Source organism: Intrasporangium sp. (assembly GCF_051961875.1).
GTDB lineage: Bacteria > Actinomycetota > Actinomycetes > Actinomycetales > Dermatophilaceae > Intrasporangium_A.
This window is the reverse complement of the sequence record NZ_JBQCCV010000185.1, coordinates 1-13,643: the sequence shown is the minus strand read 5'-3', so window position 1 is coordinate 13,643 and position 13,643 is coordinate 1. Positions and strand designations below refer to the sequence as shown.

At 70.6% G+C, this 13,643-nt stretch carries 15 protein-coding genes; 4 read left to right on the top strand and 11 right to left on the bottom strand.

Going from position 1 to position 13,643, the window contains the following annotated elements:
* Nucleotides 1-143, bottom strand: a 143-nt coding sequence (locus tag ACTHJJ_RS11120) for a glutamine amidotransferase-related protein (RefSeq protein ID WP_440303008.1), incomplete at its 3' end; no start/stop codon positions are given.
* A gap of 43 nt (nt 144-186) precedes the next feature.
* The gene (locus tag ACTHJJ_RS11115) at nt 187-1,011 is read right to left on the bottom strand and encodes a DUF881 domain-containing protein (RefSeq protein ID WP_440303007.1); all 825 of its coding nucleotides are present in this window, start codon (nt 1,009-1,011) and stop codon (nt 187-189) included.
* 70 nt (nt 1,012-1,081) lie between these two features.
* Between ACTHJJ_RS11115 and ACTHJJ_RS11110 the strand changes: the two genes are divergently transcribed.
* On the top strand, nt 1,082-1,333 hold the full coding sequence (locus ACTHJJ_RS11110; protein WP_440303006.1) for a cell division protein CrgA: 252 nt from the start codon (nt 1,082-1,084) through the stop codon (nt 1,331-1,333).
* A gap of 46 nt (nt 1,334-1,379) precedes the next feature.
* Here ACTHJJ_RS11110 and ACTHJJ_RS11105 read toward each other — a convergent pair whose 3' ends face one another.
* The 8 genes from ACTHJJ_RS11105 to ACTHJJ_RS11070 form a co-directional block, all read right to left on the bottom strand.
* Nucleotides 1,380-2,609 (bottom strand): RNA polymerase sigma factor, encoded by a 1,230-nt coding sequence (locus ACTHJJ_RS11105; protein WP_440303005.1) that lies wholly within the window; start codon nt 2,607-2,609, stop codon nt 1,380-1,382.
* The gene (locus tag ACTHJJ_RS11100; protein ID WP_440303004.1) at nt 2,606-2,929 is read right to left on the bottom strand and encodes a YciI family protein; all 324 of its coding nucleotides are present in this window, start codon (nt 2,927-2,929) and stop codon (nt 2,606-2,608) included. The genes ACTHJJ_RS11105 and ACTHJJ_RS11100 overlap by 4 nt, the downstream gene beginning before the upstream one ends.
* A 251-nt stretch (nt 2,930-3,180) precedes the next feature.
* Nucleotides 3,181-4,644, bottom strand: coding sequence for an aldehyde dehydrogenase family protein (locus ACTHJJ_RS11095; protein ID WP_440303003.1), 1,464 nt, complete (start codon nt 4,642-4,644; stop codon nt 3,181-3,183).
* Nucleotides 4,645-4,822: 178 nt separating this feature from the next.
* Nucleotides 4,823-7,141: a heavy metal translocating P-type ATPase gene (locus tag ACTHJJ_RS11090; protein WP_440303002.1), complete on the bottom strand. Its 2,319-nt coding sequence runs from the start codon at nt 7,139-7,141 to the stop codon at nt 4,823-4,825.
* A gap of 72 nt (nt 7,142-7,213) precedes the next feature.
* On the bottom strand, nt 7,214-7,420 hold the full coding sequence (locus ACTHJJ_RS11085) for a heavy-metal-associated domain-containing protein (RefSeq protein WP_440303001.1): 207 nt from the start codon (nt 7,418-7,420) through the stop codon (nt 7,214-7,216).
* 47 nt (nt 7,421-7,467) lie between these two features.
* Nucleotides 7,468-7,821 (bottom strand): metal-sensitive transcriptional regulator, encoded by a 354-nt coding sequence (locus ACTHJJ_RS11080; RefSeq protein ID WP_440303000.1) that lies wholly within the window; start codon nt 7,819-7,821, stop codon nt 7,468-7,470.
* A 174-nt stretch (nt 7,822-7,995) separates the two neighbouring features.
* Nucleotides 7,996-8,943, bottom strand: a complete 948-nt coding sequence (locus tag ACTHJJ_RS11075; RefSeq protein WP_440302999.1) for a rhomboid family intramembrane serine protease — start codon at nt 8,941-8,943, stop codon at nt 7,996-7,998.
* Between the two features lie 6 nt (nt 8,944-8,949).
* Nucleotides 8,950-9,468, bottom strand: coding sequence for a peptidylprolyl isomerase (locus ACTHJJ_RS11070; RefSeq protein WP_440302998.1), 519 nt, complete (start codon nt 9,466-9,468; stop codon nt 8,950-8,952).
* A 173-nt stretch (nt 9,469-9,641) separates the two neighbouring features.
* On the opposite strand from ACTHJJ_RS11070, the gene ACTHJJ_RS11065 reads away from it, so the two are divergent.
* Together ACTHJJ_RS11065 and ACTHJJ_RS11060 are read left to right on the top strand one after the other, a co-directional pair.
* The gene (locus tag ACTHJJ_RS11065) at nt 9,642-10,118 is read left to right on the top strand and encodes an antitoxin (RefSeq protein ID WP_440302997.1); all 477 of its coding nucleotides are present in this window, start codon (nt 9,642-9,644) and stop codon (nt 10,116-10,118) included.
* A 40-nt stretch (nt 10,119-10,158) separates the two neighbouring features.
* Nucleotides 10,159-11,151: a hypothetical protein gene (locus ACTHJJ_RS11060; RefSeq protein ID WP_440302996.1), complete on the top strand. Its 993-nt coding sequence runs from the start codon at nt 10,159-10,161 to the stop codon at nt 11,149-11,151.
* Between the two features lie 292 nt (nt 11,152-11,443).
* Here ACTHJJ_RS11060 and ACTHJJ_RS11055 read toward each other — a convergent pair whose 3' ends face one another.
* Nucleotides 11,444-12,520: a maleylacetate reductase gene (locus tag ACTHJJ_RS11055; protein ID WP_440302995.1), complete on the bottom strand. Its 1,077-nt coding sequence runs from the start codon at nt 12,518-12,520 to the stop codon at nt 11,444-11,446.
* A 95-nt stretch (nt 12,521-12,615) separates the two neighbouring features.
* Between ACTHJJ_RS11055 and ACTHJJ_RS11050 the strand changes: the two genes are divergently transcribed.
* Nucleotides 12,616-13,643 (top strand): S1C family serine protease (locus tag ACTHJJ_RS11050; protein ID WP_440302994.1); only part of this gene is annotated, 1,028 nt, incomplete at its 3' end.

Sequence of the window (13,643 nt, the reverse complement as noted above, 5' to 3'; positions counted from 1 at the left end):
ACGCCGTCGTAGCCCGCCGCGTCCTCGACGGTGACCGCGTCGTTGCGCCGCACGTCGCAGTCGGCGCCGAGTTGCGCCAGGTACCCGACGATCGTGTAGACGAAGCTGTCGTAGTTGTCGACGACGAGGATGCGCGGACCCATGGGCGAAGGCTAGTCGGAGCGGACGTGGTGTCGACGAGCCCGCTCAGCGGATGACCTGGGCATGGCTCTGGTCCACCGATCCCGAGTAGGCGGGGAACTTGGCCTTGCCGTCGACGGAGACATCCCAGCCCAGGCCCACGGCAGCGACATAGTCCTGGTAGAGCTGGATGGTCGGATCTGCCGTGAGCGCGCGCTGCAGAGCGCCGGTGTCGCCGATCGCCTTGATGACGTAGGGCGGCGAGTAGACGCGGCCCTGCAGGATGAGGGTGTTGCCGACGCAGCGGACCGCGCTCGTCGAGATGACCCGCTGGTCCTGGATCATCATCGCCTGGGCGCCGCCGGCCCAGAGCGCGTTGACGACGGCCTGCACGTCCTGCTGGTGCACCACGATGTCGTCGGCGGTGAACTGTGCGGGGAGGGTGTCGAGGCTGAGCTTCGAGTCGTTCAGGGTGACCGTGACGGCCGGGCCGGAGACGGGAGTACGGCCCACCTGGCGCGCGAGGGCATCGGCCTTGTCTGTGAGGGCCCCCAGGCGCGCGTCGCGCGGCGCCTGCGCCTTGGACAGCGCATCCACCTCGTGCTGGAGGGCGTCGAGCCGGGCGGCCTGCGCCTCGACGTGCTCGTTGGTGTCGAGGATGAGCTGGGGCAGGTCGCGGTCGGCCCGCAGGTCGCTGCCCTGGGCTGCGCGGAAGCTCATCGTGAACATCAGGCCCGCGGCTGCCGTGACGAGCGGAACGAGGAGGGTCCAGGTGCGCAGCCGTCGGCGCGACGCCGGCTGGCCCGCCTCCAACGCCTGCTGGGGCTGCGCCGTCTCGGGTGCCGACTCGGGCCGCCCGATGTCGGGCGCCGACTCGGTGTCGTCTGGCATGGTCGTCCCCACTGTGTGCGCTCGGTCCTGATCTAGGCTGGTCGCACCATTCTGACCCAAGGAGCGTGCAGTGCCCGAGTCCAAAGGCCGCGACAAGAAGGCAGCGGCATATTCCCAGCCTCGGACGAGCAAGAGCGTCGAGCCCAATCCGACGTGGTGGGCGCCCGTCTTCATCACGCTGCTCGTCGTCGGGCTGCTGTGGATCGTCGTGTACTACGTGACCGAGTACCGCTATCCCGTGGGTTCGCTGGGTGCCTGGAACCTCGGGGTCGGCTTCGTCCTGCTCCTCTCGGGCTTCATCATGACGATGCGCTGGCGCTGACGACGGGGCGCCGAGCACGCCCGAGACCCAGCAGTGTGCAGAGGTCTCATGCGAGCTGGTCTCGTCGGCGGGCCAGGTAGGCCCGCTCCGCGCTGTTGCCGGTGAGCTCGATGGCGCGGTCGTATGCCGCCCGCGACTCCTCGCTGCGACCCAACCGGCGCAGCAGGTCGGCCCGGGCGGCGAAGTACGGGTGGTAGCCGGCCAGCTGGTCCCGCAGACGGTCGACGATCGCGAGCCCCACGTCAGCACCGTCGAGCTCGGCCACGGCCACCGCCCGGTTCAGGGCGACGATCGGCGACGGGTCGAGACGGGCCAGCTGGCCGTAGAGTGCCGCGATCTGTGACCAGTCGGTGTCGCGCACGTCGCGGGCCGAGGTGTGCACGGCGTTGATCGCGGCCAGGATCTGGTAGCGGCCCGGGGGCTGACGGGTGGCGAGGCGCTCCCTCACCAGCCGATGGCCCTCGTCGACCAGCGCCGCGTCCCAGGCGCCTCGGTCCTGCTCCTCGAGAGTGACCAGCTCGCCGTCGCGGGAGACGCGGGCAGCGCGACGGGCCTCGATGAGGAGCATCAGGGCCAGTAGCCCGGTCACCTCACCGTCCTGCGGGAGAAGCTCGCGAAGCAGCCGGGTGAGGCGGATGGCCTCGCCGGTCAGCTCCTGGCGGACGGGGTCGCTCTCATGGCTGCTCGCCAGGTAGCCCTCGTTGAAGACGAGGTAGAGCACGGTGAGCACGCCGGCGACCCGTCCCGGCAGGTCATCGGCGGACGGCACCCGGTAGGGGATGCGAGCCGCCTTGATCTTGGCCTTCGCGCGGGTGATCCGCCGCCCCATCGTCGCCTCCTGCACGAGATAGGCGCGGGCGATCTCGGAGACGGTCAGGCCGCCGACCATGCGCAAGGTCAACGCGACGCGGGCCTCCATCGCGAGCGCCGGGTGACAGCAGGTGAAGATCAACCGGAGCCGCTCGTCGTCGATGGCGCCGAGCGGCTCGGGCGGCACGTCATACGTCATCTGCGCCTGCCTCTGCTTGTCGTCGCGCTTGTTCTCGCGCCGGACCCGGTCGATGGCCTTGCGGCGGGCGGTCGTGAGCAGCCAGCCGCCCGGGTTGGGCGGGACGCCATCGGCCGGCCACCGCTCGACCGCCGTCGCGAAAGCTTCGGCCGCCGCCTCCTCGGCGACGTCGAGATCGCCGAACTGACGGGCCAGAGCCGCGACGACCCGGGCCCACTCCACGTGGTGGGCCCGGGTGATCGCGGCGGCCACGTCCTCCCTCGTCACAGGAACGGACGCACCTCCATCCGGCGGTTGCAGGCCTTCGAGCCAGCGGCGGCCAGCTTGAGCGCCACGTCGAGGTCAGCGGCCTCGATGATCCAGAAGCCGGAGAGCCACTCCTTCGTCTCCACGAAGGGCCCATCCGTGAAGGCCGTCTCGGCGCCCCGCCCGTCGATCACCGTGGACATGTCGGGCCCGCCGAGACCGCCGGCGAACACCCAGTGGCCCTCCGCGCGGAGCCGGTCGTTGAACGCGTCGATGGCCTCCATCTCGTCCGCCGTGCCGGAGTTGGGCCTGTCGTCGATCACGGAAACCAGGTACTGCATCACGACTGTTCCTCCTGTGCGTCGGCACGTCCCTCGTGGACGTGTCCCACCCCTTCTACGAACGAGACCGCCGGGATCCGACACCGCCTCCCGATCACTCCCCACCTTCTACACGACCGGCCGGAAGTTCTCCACAGGGATGTCCACAGTCTGGGGATGAATGACACGCGTGTAACTACGTCCACAGGAGTTGTCCCCAATGTGGACAAACCGCCGTTATCCCCAGTGTGGAAAACCTGCGTCGAGAACGCTCAGAACGGGTATGGGGCGTGGCCCTCCTGCTGGACGGTGACCCAGCGGATCTCTGTGAACGAGTGGATCCCGGCCTCGCCGCCGAACTTGCCGTAGCCGGAGTTCTGGATGCCGCCGAACGGCGCCATCGGCTCGTCGTTGACGGGCTGGTCGTTGACGTGCACGATCCCGGTGCGCAGGCGCTGGGCGACCTGGAGCCCCTCGCGGAGGTTCTCCGTGATGACCCCCGCCGTCAGCCCGTACTGGGTGTCGTTCGCGATGGTGACGGCGTCATCCGCGTCGGCAGCGGTGTAGATCGTCGTCGCGGCGCCGAAGATCTCCTCCGCGTGGATCCGCATGTCGGGAGTGATGTCGGCGAGGACGGTCGCCGGCACGACCCGGCCGTCGGGCTTGCCACCGCCCGCGAGCACCCGGGCTCCCTTCTCGATCGCGTCCTGGATCTGCGACCACTGCCGGTCGGCCGCGGCCTGGTTGACCTGGGGGCCGATGACCGTCTCGGGCTTCGCCGGGTCACCCGCGGGCAGGTCGGCGACCTTCTTGGCGAAGGCCTGGCTGAACTCGTCCGCGATCCGTCGGTCCACCACGACGCGGTCGACCGACATGCAGATCTGGCCCGCGTTCATGAAGGCACCGAAGGTCGCGGCGTTGACGGCATACTCGAGGTCGGCGTCCTCGAGGACGACGAGGCTGTTCTTGCCGCCGAGCTCGAGCACGGCGGGCTTGAGGTGCTGCGCGGCCAGCGTGCCGATGGTGCGGCCCACCTTCGTCGAGCCGGTGAAGTTGACGTTGTGGACCCGCTCGTCCGAGATGAGGGCCTCGACCACGCCCGGGCCGTCGGTCCGATCGTTCGTGACGACGTTGAGGACGCCCGCCGGCAGCCCGGCCTCCATCAGGATGTCGGCGATGAAGAGGCCGCAGGCGATCGGGGCGTCCTCGCTCGGCTTGAGCACGACCGTGTTGCCGACCGCGAGCGGTATGGCGACGGCGCGCGTGCCGAGGATGAGGGGCGCGTTCCACGGCGAGATCGCGGCGCACACGCCATACGGCCGGCGGACGCCGAAGGAGAGCTTGCCCGGCATGTCGGTGGCGAGGATCTGGCCCTGGGTCGCGGTGGTCGCCGCGGCGGCGGCACGGAACATGCCCGCCGCGAGGTGGGCGTTGAAGCCCGCCCAGGACGAGACGCCGCCGACCTCGCCGGCCATGAGCTCGATCGCCTCCGGGGTGCGCTGCTCCGTGAGGTCGGCCGCCCTGGAGAAGATCTTGGCCCGGTCGCTCGGCGCCATGGCCGCCCACTGGGGGAAGGCCGCCTCCGCCGCGTCGACCGCCCGGGCCACGTCTTCGGCCCCCGCGGCGGCGACCTGGGCATAGGTCTCGCCGGACCACGGGCTGATGTCGTCGGCCACTCGGCCGGAGGCGGCGGGAACGTGCTCGCCGTTGATGATGAGCTGACGGGTGACGGGCATCGCGGGCTCCTCTCCCGGGCGGGAGCCGACCCGCTCGGGCTTGCGGAAGTGGGTCGCCTTCGACCGTACCCCCGCGTGCCGCGCCGGTGTGAGACAAGAGTGACTGAGCGCTCACCCGACGCTGGTGTCGAGTGCGCGCTCCGTCTCAGGGGCCACTGCTGTCGCGCCCCGGCGGCCCTCAGCCCCGAGTCAGGGGCTGGAAGCCGCGCAGCCGCAGGCTGTTGCTCACGACGAAGACCGACGAGAACGCCATAGCGGCCCCGGCGAGCATCGGGTTGAGCAGTCCGGCCGCCGCGAGGGGCAGCGCGGCGACGTTGTAGGCGAACGCCCAGAAGAGGTTGCCCTTGATCGTCCGGAGCGTCCGCCGCGAGAGCCGTATGGCGTCAGCCGCGCTCCGCAGGTCGCCGCGGACGAGCGTGAGGTCGCTCGCCTCGATGGCGACATCGGTGCCCGTGCCCATCGCCAGGCCGAGGTCGGCCTGGGCGAGCGCGGCCGCGACGGTGACCCCGTCGCCGACCATGGCGACGACGCTCCCCTCTGACTGCAGGCCCTTGACGACGTCGACCTTGTCGGCGGGCAGGACGTCGGCGATGACCGAGTCGTCCTCGATCCCCACCTGCGCGGCGACGGCACGCGCGACGACCTCGTTGTCGCCGGTGAGCAGGACCGGCCGGAGCCCGAGGTCGCGCAGCTGCCGGATCGCCTCGGCCGAGGTCGGCTTGACCGCGTCGGCGACGACGATGATGCCGCGCGCCGCACCGTCCCAGCCGACTGCCACGGCGGTACCGCCCTTTGCCTGGGCCGAGCGCAGGGCCTCCTCGAGGTCGGCGGGCAAGGACTGAGCCCAGTCGGCGAGCAGGCTCGGCCGGCCGACCACGACGGACCGGCTGGTGTCACCGTCCGCGACGACGCCCTGGACGCCGAGTCCCTCGACGCTCGTGAAGTCGCTCACGGACGGGAGTGACCCGACATGGCTGCGGGCGCCGGCCGCGATGGCCCGTGCGATCGGGTGCTCCGAGGCGTCCTCGAGAGCGCCCGCCATGCGGAGCACGGTGTCTGGGTCCTCGCCCTCGGCGGCGACGACATCGACAAGGGTCATCGTGCCGGTCGTCACGGTGCCGGTCTTGTCGAGGACGACGGTGTCGACCCGCTTCGTCGACTCGAGGACCTCCGGGCCCTTGATGAGGATGCCCAGCTGGGCGCCGCGGCCGGTGCCGACCATGAGCGCGGTCGGCGTGGCGAGGCCGAGCGCGCACGGGCAGGCGATGATGAGGACCGCCACGGCCGCCGTGAAGGCAGCCGTCGCGCCGGCTCCGGTCACGAGCCAGAAGCCGAGGGTGCCCACGGCCAGCGCGATGACGATCGGGACGAAGATCCCGGAGATCCGGTCCGCGAGCCGCTGGACCTGGGCCTTGCCGTTCTGGGCCTCCTCGACGAGGCGGGCCATCTGGGCGAGCTGGGTGTCGGCGCCGACGCGGGTGGCCCGGACGACGAGGCGCCCGCCGGCGTTGACCGTCGCACCGGTCACCCCGTCGCCGGGGCCGACCTCGACGGGCACGGACTCGCCGGTCAGCATCGAGACGTCGAGGGCCGAGGTGCCCTCCTCGACGACGCCGTCCGTCGCGACCTTCTCGCCGGGCCGCACGATGAACCGGTCGCCGACGACGAGCTGGTCGGTCGGGACGCGCGCCTCGACCGGTCCGGTCGGGCCGTCCCGGAGCACGGCGACGTCCTTGCTGCCGAGCTCGAGCAGGGCGCGCAGGGCCGCACCGGCCTGCCGCTTCGAGCGAGCCTCGAAGTAGCGGCCGGCGAGGATGAACGTCGTGACGCCCGCGGCGACCTCGAGATAGATGTTGCCCGTGCCGTCGGAGCGGCCGATGGTGAGCTCGAACGGGTGCGTCATGCCGGGCATGCCGGCGGTGCCGAGGAAGAGGGCATAGAGCGACCAACCGAAGGCGGCGAGGGTGCCCATCGAGATGAGCGTGTCCATCGTCGTCGTCCGGTGCCTGAGGTTGGCCCATGCCGCCCGGTGGAACGGCAGGGCGCCCCACACCACGACCGGAGCCGCCAGGGTCAGCGAGAGCCACTGCCAGTAGCGGAACTGGAGCGCCGGCACCATGGCGAGGACGATGACCGGCACGCTGAGCGCCGCCGAGACGAGCAGCCGCTGCCGGAGGGACCGCACCCGCTGGTCCGCCGCGCTGGTCTCGCTCGTCGCCTCTGAGCCTGCACCAGCGGCAGCAGCCGTCGGCGTGAGGGGCAGCTCGGCGGCATACCCGGCCTCCGCGACGACCCGCACGAGGTCGGCCGGCGTCAGCGACTCGGGGAAGGTGACCTTCGCCTTCTCGGTCGCGTAGTTGACGGTCGCGCTGACGCCGTCGACCTTGTTGAGCTTGCGCTCGATGCGGTTGGCGCACGAGGCACACGTCATACCGCTGATGGCGAGCTCGATGTCGGTGGTGACGGGCTGACCGAGCTGCTCGGTCACGGAACTCATGGGTGCCTCACTTCGATCGGTATGGCGCTGGGCCGGCTTCCGCGCCGGGTGGCGCAGCTGCCGGGCGGGGTGTCAGGCGAGCTGGTAGCCGGCCTCCTCGACGGCGGCCTTCACGGCGGCCGGGTCGACCGGGTCGGCGCTGGTGATGGTCACCGCGCCGGTGTCGAGGACGACGTCGACGTTCTCGACACCCGGGATCTCCTGGACCTCCTCGGTGACGGATGCGACGCAGTGGCCGCAGGTCATGCCGGTGACGGTGTAGGTGGCGGTCTGGCTCATGGTGTGCCTCTCTGGGTTGGGTTCGGGCCTGTGGTGTGGGTCGGGGGTCAGGAGCGGACGAGACGGCGGATCGCCTCGGACGCCTCCTGGATCTTGTGGTCGGCCTCGGGTCCGCCGTTGCGCGCCGCCTCGAGGACGCAGTGCTGCATGTGCTCGTCGAGCAGGCCGAGGGCGACGGCCTGGAGCGCCTTCGTCATGGCGGAGACCTGGGTGAGGATGTCGATGCAGTACTGCTCGTCCTCGACCATCCGCTGCAGGCCGCGGGCCTGGCCCTCGATCCGGCGAAGCCGCTTGAGGTAGTCGTCCTTGGTCTTGTTGTGGATGTAGCTGTGCTCGTGCCGGGGCGCGGGCGCCTGGTCAGGTGCCTCGTCCGGGCTGGTGTTGGTCACGCTGTCGGTCATGGGTCGTCCTCTCCCTTGCCTCACACTGTACCCCCCTAGGGTATCTAGGAGCAAGGAACCAACGCGTGTGATACGGGTAGGAGGGGCTGGAGCGGGACAGATGCGTCGGGTTGCCGGCTTTGCGTCGCCTTGAGGCGATGCGGCTACGTCGTGGCGACGCGCCTGTGCGCCGCGTCAGCGGACGCTGAAGGCGGTCAGTTCCCGGATCGTGTCGGGAACGCTGAGGTACTTGGCGAAGGCGATCCCGGCGACGACCACGAGCAGGGCCGCGAGGCCGGTCCACGCCAAGGCCGGCAGGGAGCGGCGGCGGGCCAGGACAATGAGCCCGGCGCCGGCGAGGCCGGTGACGAAGCCGCCGAGGTGGGCCTGCCAGGCGATGCCCGGCACGATGAAGCCGATCGCCGCGTTGATGAGGACGATCCCGTAGATCCCGGCCACGGACCGGTTGAGGTGGCGGTTCAGCACGATGAGCGCACCGAACAGCCCGAAGATCGCCCCGGAGGCCCCGACGACGGGCGTGACCCAGGCGCCGTCCTGACCGGTCACGAGGCCATTGACGGTCGGACTGCCGGCGAGGAGGAGCACCCCGACCTGGCCGCCGATGCCGCTGACGAGGTAGAGAGCGAGGAACCGTGCGCGCCCGAGGAGCGGCTCCAGGTAGGACCCGAGGATGTAGAGCGCGTACATGTTGAAGCCGATGTGCACCAGTGAGCGGGGCGAGTGCAGGAACATCGCGGTGACGAACCGCCACGGCTCGACCCAGCCCTGAAGTGGCCGGAACGCGAACTCGTCCGTGATCTGCGGCGAGACCCACTGGATGAGGAAGACGATGACACAGATGCCGATCAGCGTGTAGGTGACGGCGGGACGCCCGTCCGTCGACCGCCCGCCGAGGACCGTCCGCCCCTGCCGGGACGTGCGGGCCGCCTCACGGACGCAGTCGACACACTGGATGCCGACCGGCGCCGGGCGCTGGCACTCCGGGCAGGCGGGGCGCCCGCAGCGCTGACAACGGACGTACGCCTCCCGGTCGGGGTGCCGTGGGCACACCGACTGGGAGGCCGGCTGGTGGCCCGCCCACGACTGGATCGGGGGCTCGTCACCAGTTCCGTTGTCCGCCAAAGTGTTTCAGTCCTCGATAGTCACAGAGTTGATGACGACGTCCTCGACCGGCTTGTCGTTGGCGCCCGTCTTGACGCTGCCGATCTCGTCGACGACCTTGCGGGACTCCTCGTCGGTCACCTCGCCGAAGATCGTGTGCTTGCCCTGCAGCCAGGTCGTGGGCGCGGTCGTGATGAAGAACTGCGATCCGTTCGTCCCCTTGCCCATCCGCTTGCCGGCGTTCGCCATGGCGAGGACGTAGGGCTTGGTGAAGTCCTTGTCCGGGCTGATCTCGTCATCGAAGGTGTAGCCCGGCCCACCGAAGCCCTGACCCACCGGGCAGCCACCCTGGATCATGAAGTTCGGGATGACGCGGTGGAAGATCAGGCCGTCGTAGAACGGCGTCGGGTTGGAGCGGCCGGCCTCGTCCTTGTACTCCTTCTCGCCCTTGGCGAGACCGACGAAGTTGGCGACCGTCTTCGGAGCCTGGTTGGGGAACAGCTCGACGTGGATGTCACCGTGGTTCGTGTGCAGCGTTGCCTTCATGCCGCCAATCCTTTCACGACCCCGGTATGCCGTTCCGCCCCGATCCCGAGACAACCCTCCCTCCCGAGGGGGTGAGCGTCATACGGATTGGCTTTGGAACTGCCATGAACGGTCGGGACGTTCTAGGGTCGGAACCGTCGGGGTCCACCGAGGTGCCGAGGAGGCAGACGACCATGTCATTCCTTGACAAGCTGAAGCAGAAGGCCGAGGAGCTCGACCTGCAGACGAAGGCGAACCAGCTGGCCGAGCAGGCCAAGGTTGCGGCGCAGCAGGCGAAGGAGAAGGCCGGCGAGCTCGCCTACGAGAACCGAGAGCGGATCGAGGGGCTCGCCGACAAGGCCGGGCACGCGATCGACGAGCGGACCGGCGGGAAGTACGGGGACAAGATCACCAAGGCCAAGGAGCAGGTGGCGCGCGGCGTCGACAAGGTCGCCGAGGGCCGGCCCGTCCACGACGTGCCGGGACCGGAGACGCGCACGAGCGCACCCGGACCTGTGGTGCCGCCCGTGGTCTCCGAGCCGGACGTCACGACCCCTGATGTGACCGGGGCGGCGGCGCCGGGGACGGGTCCTGGCACGGGCACGGGACCCGCCACGTCGGACGGCGATCCGGGAGTGACCGGCACCGCAGAGGAGGGCAGTGACGGGTAGCGGCAGGATGGGTAAGGAACCCGAGGACTGAGGAGGACTGATGTTCCACAACACCCGTACCGACCGCACGACCGACCGGGTTGCCGACGCCGGCAGCACCATCCAGGACCAAATGAGCAGTGCCCGGGACAGCGCGAAGGCGACCGCTGCCGTCCTCGCGGACCGGGCGAGCCTCGTGGCCGAGCAGGCGGCCGATCTTGTCGCGTCGTCCCGGGCCAGCGCCGGTGACATCACGGCGAACACCCGTGAGACCGCGCGCCAGGCGGCAGCATCGCTGCGCGACGTGGCAGCGACCCTCCGTGAGACTCCGGGTCCGACGCTGCACGAGGCGTCCGACCTGGCGAGGGAGCGGCTTGCGATGGCCAGGGAGATGGCCGCGCCGGCGATGCACGATGCCGTCGACCGGGCCCGGCCCAAGGTCGAGGCGGCGCAGTCGGCAATCCTGGAGACCGTCCTGCCCAAGGTGTCCGCCGCGATCACGACGGCGGCGGCCGGCCTCTCCGAGGCGAAGGAGGGTGCCGCGCCATACGTCGAGCACGCCCTGGAGACGGCCCATGTGAGCAACGAGAGGGCTCGTGGCGCCATCAAGGTCCTGAAGGGCGAGGCGACCGCCAAGGAGCGCAAGCGTTCCTCGAGGGCGAAGTGGCTGATCGGGATCGGCCTCGTCGCCGCGGTTCTCGCAGCCGTGGCGGCCTTCCGGCAGAAGGGTCAGCAGGAGGACCCGTGGGCGACCCCCCTGACCGACCCGAGCACGACGCCGTCGCTCAAGGACCGCGCCACCGAGAAGGTGGCCGGCCTGGCCGATGCCAAGGACCACACCGGTGAGCTCGACGACGCGGAGCTCATCGGTGGCAACGGTGCGGCCGGCACGGCGTCGGTCGGCGTGACCGAGCCGACCGAGGCCCTCGGCGGCGGAGTCGACGGGATCGGCGTCGCCGGCGCGGGCAACGCGGAGATGGACCCCGACCGCCTGGCCGCGGACGAGCTCGACGACGAGGCCGCCGACGAGGACGACAACGGCCGCGGCGTGTGAGCCGCCCGCCCTTCGGAGCACGGACGACAAAGCAGAGGGACCCGGCCGTGTGGCCGGGTCCCTCTCCGCTTGAGCTGGCTCGCACAGACAGGGGGACAGTGCGAGCCAGCACATGCAGAAGGGCTGGGCGCGGTTCGTGCGGGCCCAACCCTTCGCTGTCTCCGAGTGTAGCGACTCGGGGACAACTTGGGAACGCCTTGATGACGTCGAGGCGACGGTGTCGCCCACGTCACGCTATACCGGTTGGGGCGGTCCTGCCACCGGAAGCGCGGTGGTTTTCCGGGGTCGATGGCTACGGCTGGGCGCCAGTTCGGGCGCCGTCGATGATCCGGACGAGGTCCTCCCGGGAGACCAGCCGGGGGTTGTCCTCGAGCGAGGTCGTCAGGAGCATCTCGACGGCGTGCTCGACATCGTCCTCCGTCAGGCCGTGCTCCGCGAGGGCGATCGACCCGCCGAGTGGCTCGGCGATGCCGGCCAGGACCTCGGTCGGGTCATGACCGCCGAACGCGGCGCCCAGCCGGTCGGCCGCCGACGATCCGGCCGGTGCGTTGAAGGCGACGACGTGGGGGAGAACGGCGGCATGGGTGATGGCGTGCGGCATCCGGAAGGCGCCCCCCAGGACGTGGCAGATGGTGTGGTGCAGGCCCGATCCGGCCGAGGCGAGGACAAGTCCGGACAGGTACGCACCGAGCAGGCACCGCTCGTAGCCGAGTGGATCGGCCGTGTCACCCGCAGTCGCGTGCAGGCCCGCGACGAGGAGGCTGATCGACTCCTGGGCGAGCGCGTCGTTGATGGGGTCGGCGCCGGGTGCCCAGAACGCCTCGACGGAGTGCGCGAGGGCGTTGAGCCCGGAGGCGACAGCGAGCTCGCGAGGCATGGTCGCGGCAAGTTCCGCGTCGTAGAGGACGACGTCGGGCAGGGCACGGTCGTCGACGGCAGTGAGCTTGGCGCGGTCCCTCGTGATGCCGAAGATGTTCGTCGACTCGGAACCTGAGTAGGTGGTCGGGACCGCGGCGAGGGGGATGTCGAGCTCCTTGGCCAGGGCCTTACCGAGACCGGTGGCCGAGCCGCCGCCGATGGTGACGAGCCCGTCGACCATCGCCCGCCGGGCGGCCTCGGTGGCGCTCTCGACGAGGTCGGCAGGCACGTGCTGGGAGACCTCGTCCCACCAGAGATCCACCTCGACACCCTCGAACATGCGCCTCGCCATGAGGTGCGCTGAGGGGGTGCTGATGACCATCGGCCGGGTGATGTCCAAGCGGTCGAGCTCGATCGGCATCGCGGTCGTCGATGCGCCGGTGACAAAAGCGACGGTCTGCGAGAGGAACCGGTGCCGGAAGGGGTGCGCGGAGCGACTCGGCTGGATCACCTCCTCCATGTACCCGGCGGCCGCGCGAACCGGCACCCCGTCCTGACCCCGGGTATACGCTGAAAACCCGGGCAACGTCGAGAGGTCCTCGTGCGATGACCAGTACTTCCGAGAAGCGAACCCGGCAGTCCGGCCCCCGGTGGTGGACGAAGAGCACGGGTCCCGTCTCCTGGCTGGTCGTGTTCGCCCTCCTGGGGGGCCTCGTGGGTGGCGGCCTGGTCGCCCTGGTGGGCTGGTGGACGGGCTGGGCGACTCGGGTCCAGGCGTCCTCCGCCACGACCTGTGCCGTGGACACCGTCGCGGCGGATGCGCTGCCGTCGGTCGTCACGATCGCGGTGCAGGGAGCCGCCGGTGGTGGAACCGGCTCCGGTGTCGTGTACCGGCTCTCGCCCAGCGAGTCGGTGATCGTGACGAATGCACATGTGGTTGTACCGCCGTCGGGGCGTGGGGCGGGGACAACGCCCGGTCCCTCCGGTTCCGCCCCCACGTCTCTTCGCGTCGAGTACGCCAACGGGCACTCCAGCGCCGGGGTCGTGCTCGGGATGGACCAGGTCACCGACCTCGCCGTGGTGAGGGCCGACACCCCGGACTCGGCGGCCTCGCCGATCGCCGTGGGTGACTCCGGGAACCTTCGGGTGGGGACCCCGGTGGTGGCGCTCGGCTCGCCCCTCGGCCTGACCTCGACGGTGACCACTGGGATCGTCAGTGCAACTGGCCGCTACGTGCGAGTCCCGACCGAGACCGGCGCAGCGCACCTGTTGGGAGCGATCCAGACCGATGCAGCGATCAACCCCGGCAACAGCGGCGGTGCGCTCGTGGACTGCAGGGCGCAGCTCATCGGGATCAACACGGCAGGTGCCGCACCGGCGGGCGAGTCCGGTAGCGCCGGCCTGGGATTCGCCATCCCGATCACCCTGGCCCAGCCCCTGATCGCTGAGCTGGCCAAGAACGGGCGGGTCGCGCACGTCACCCGCGGCAGGCAGGTCCAGGGCATCCCTCCAGCGATGCAGGCGTCCGCGGGAGGGCCGGTCCTGGTGCAGGCAGTGACGGCCGGTGGCCCTGCTGCCAACGCCGGGGTGCAGCGCGGCGACGTGCTGGTCGACGTCGCTGGGCAGCAGGTGCG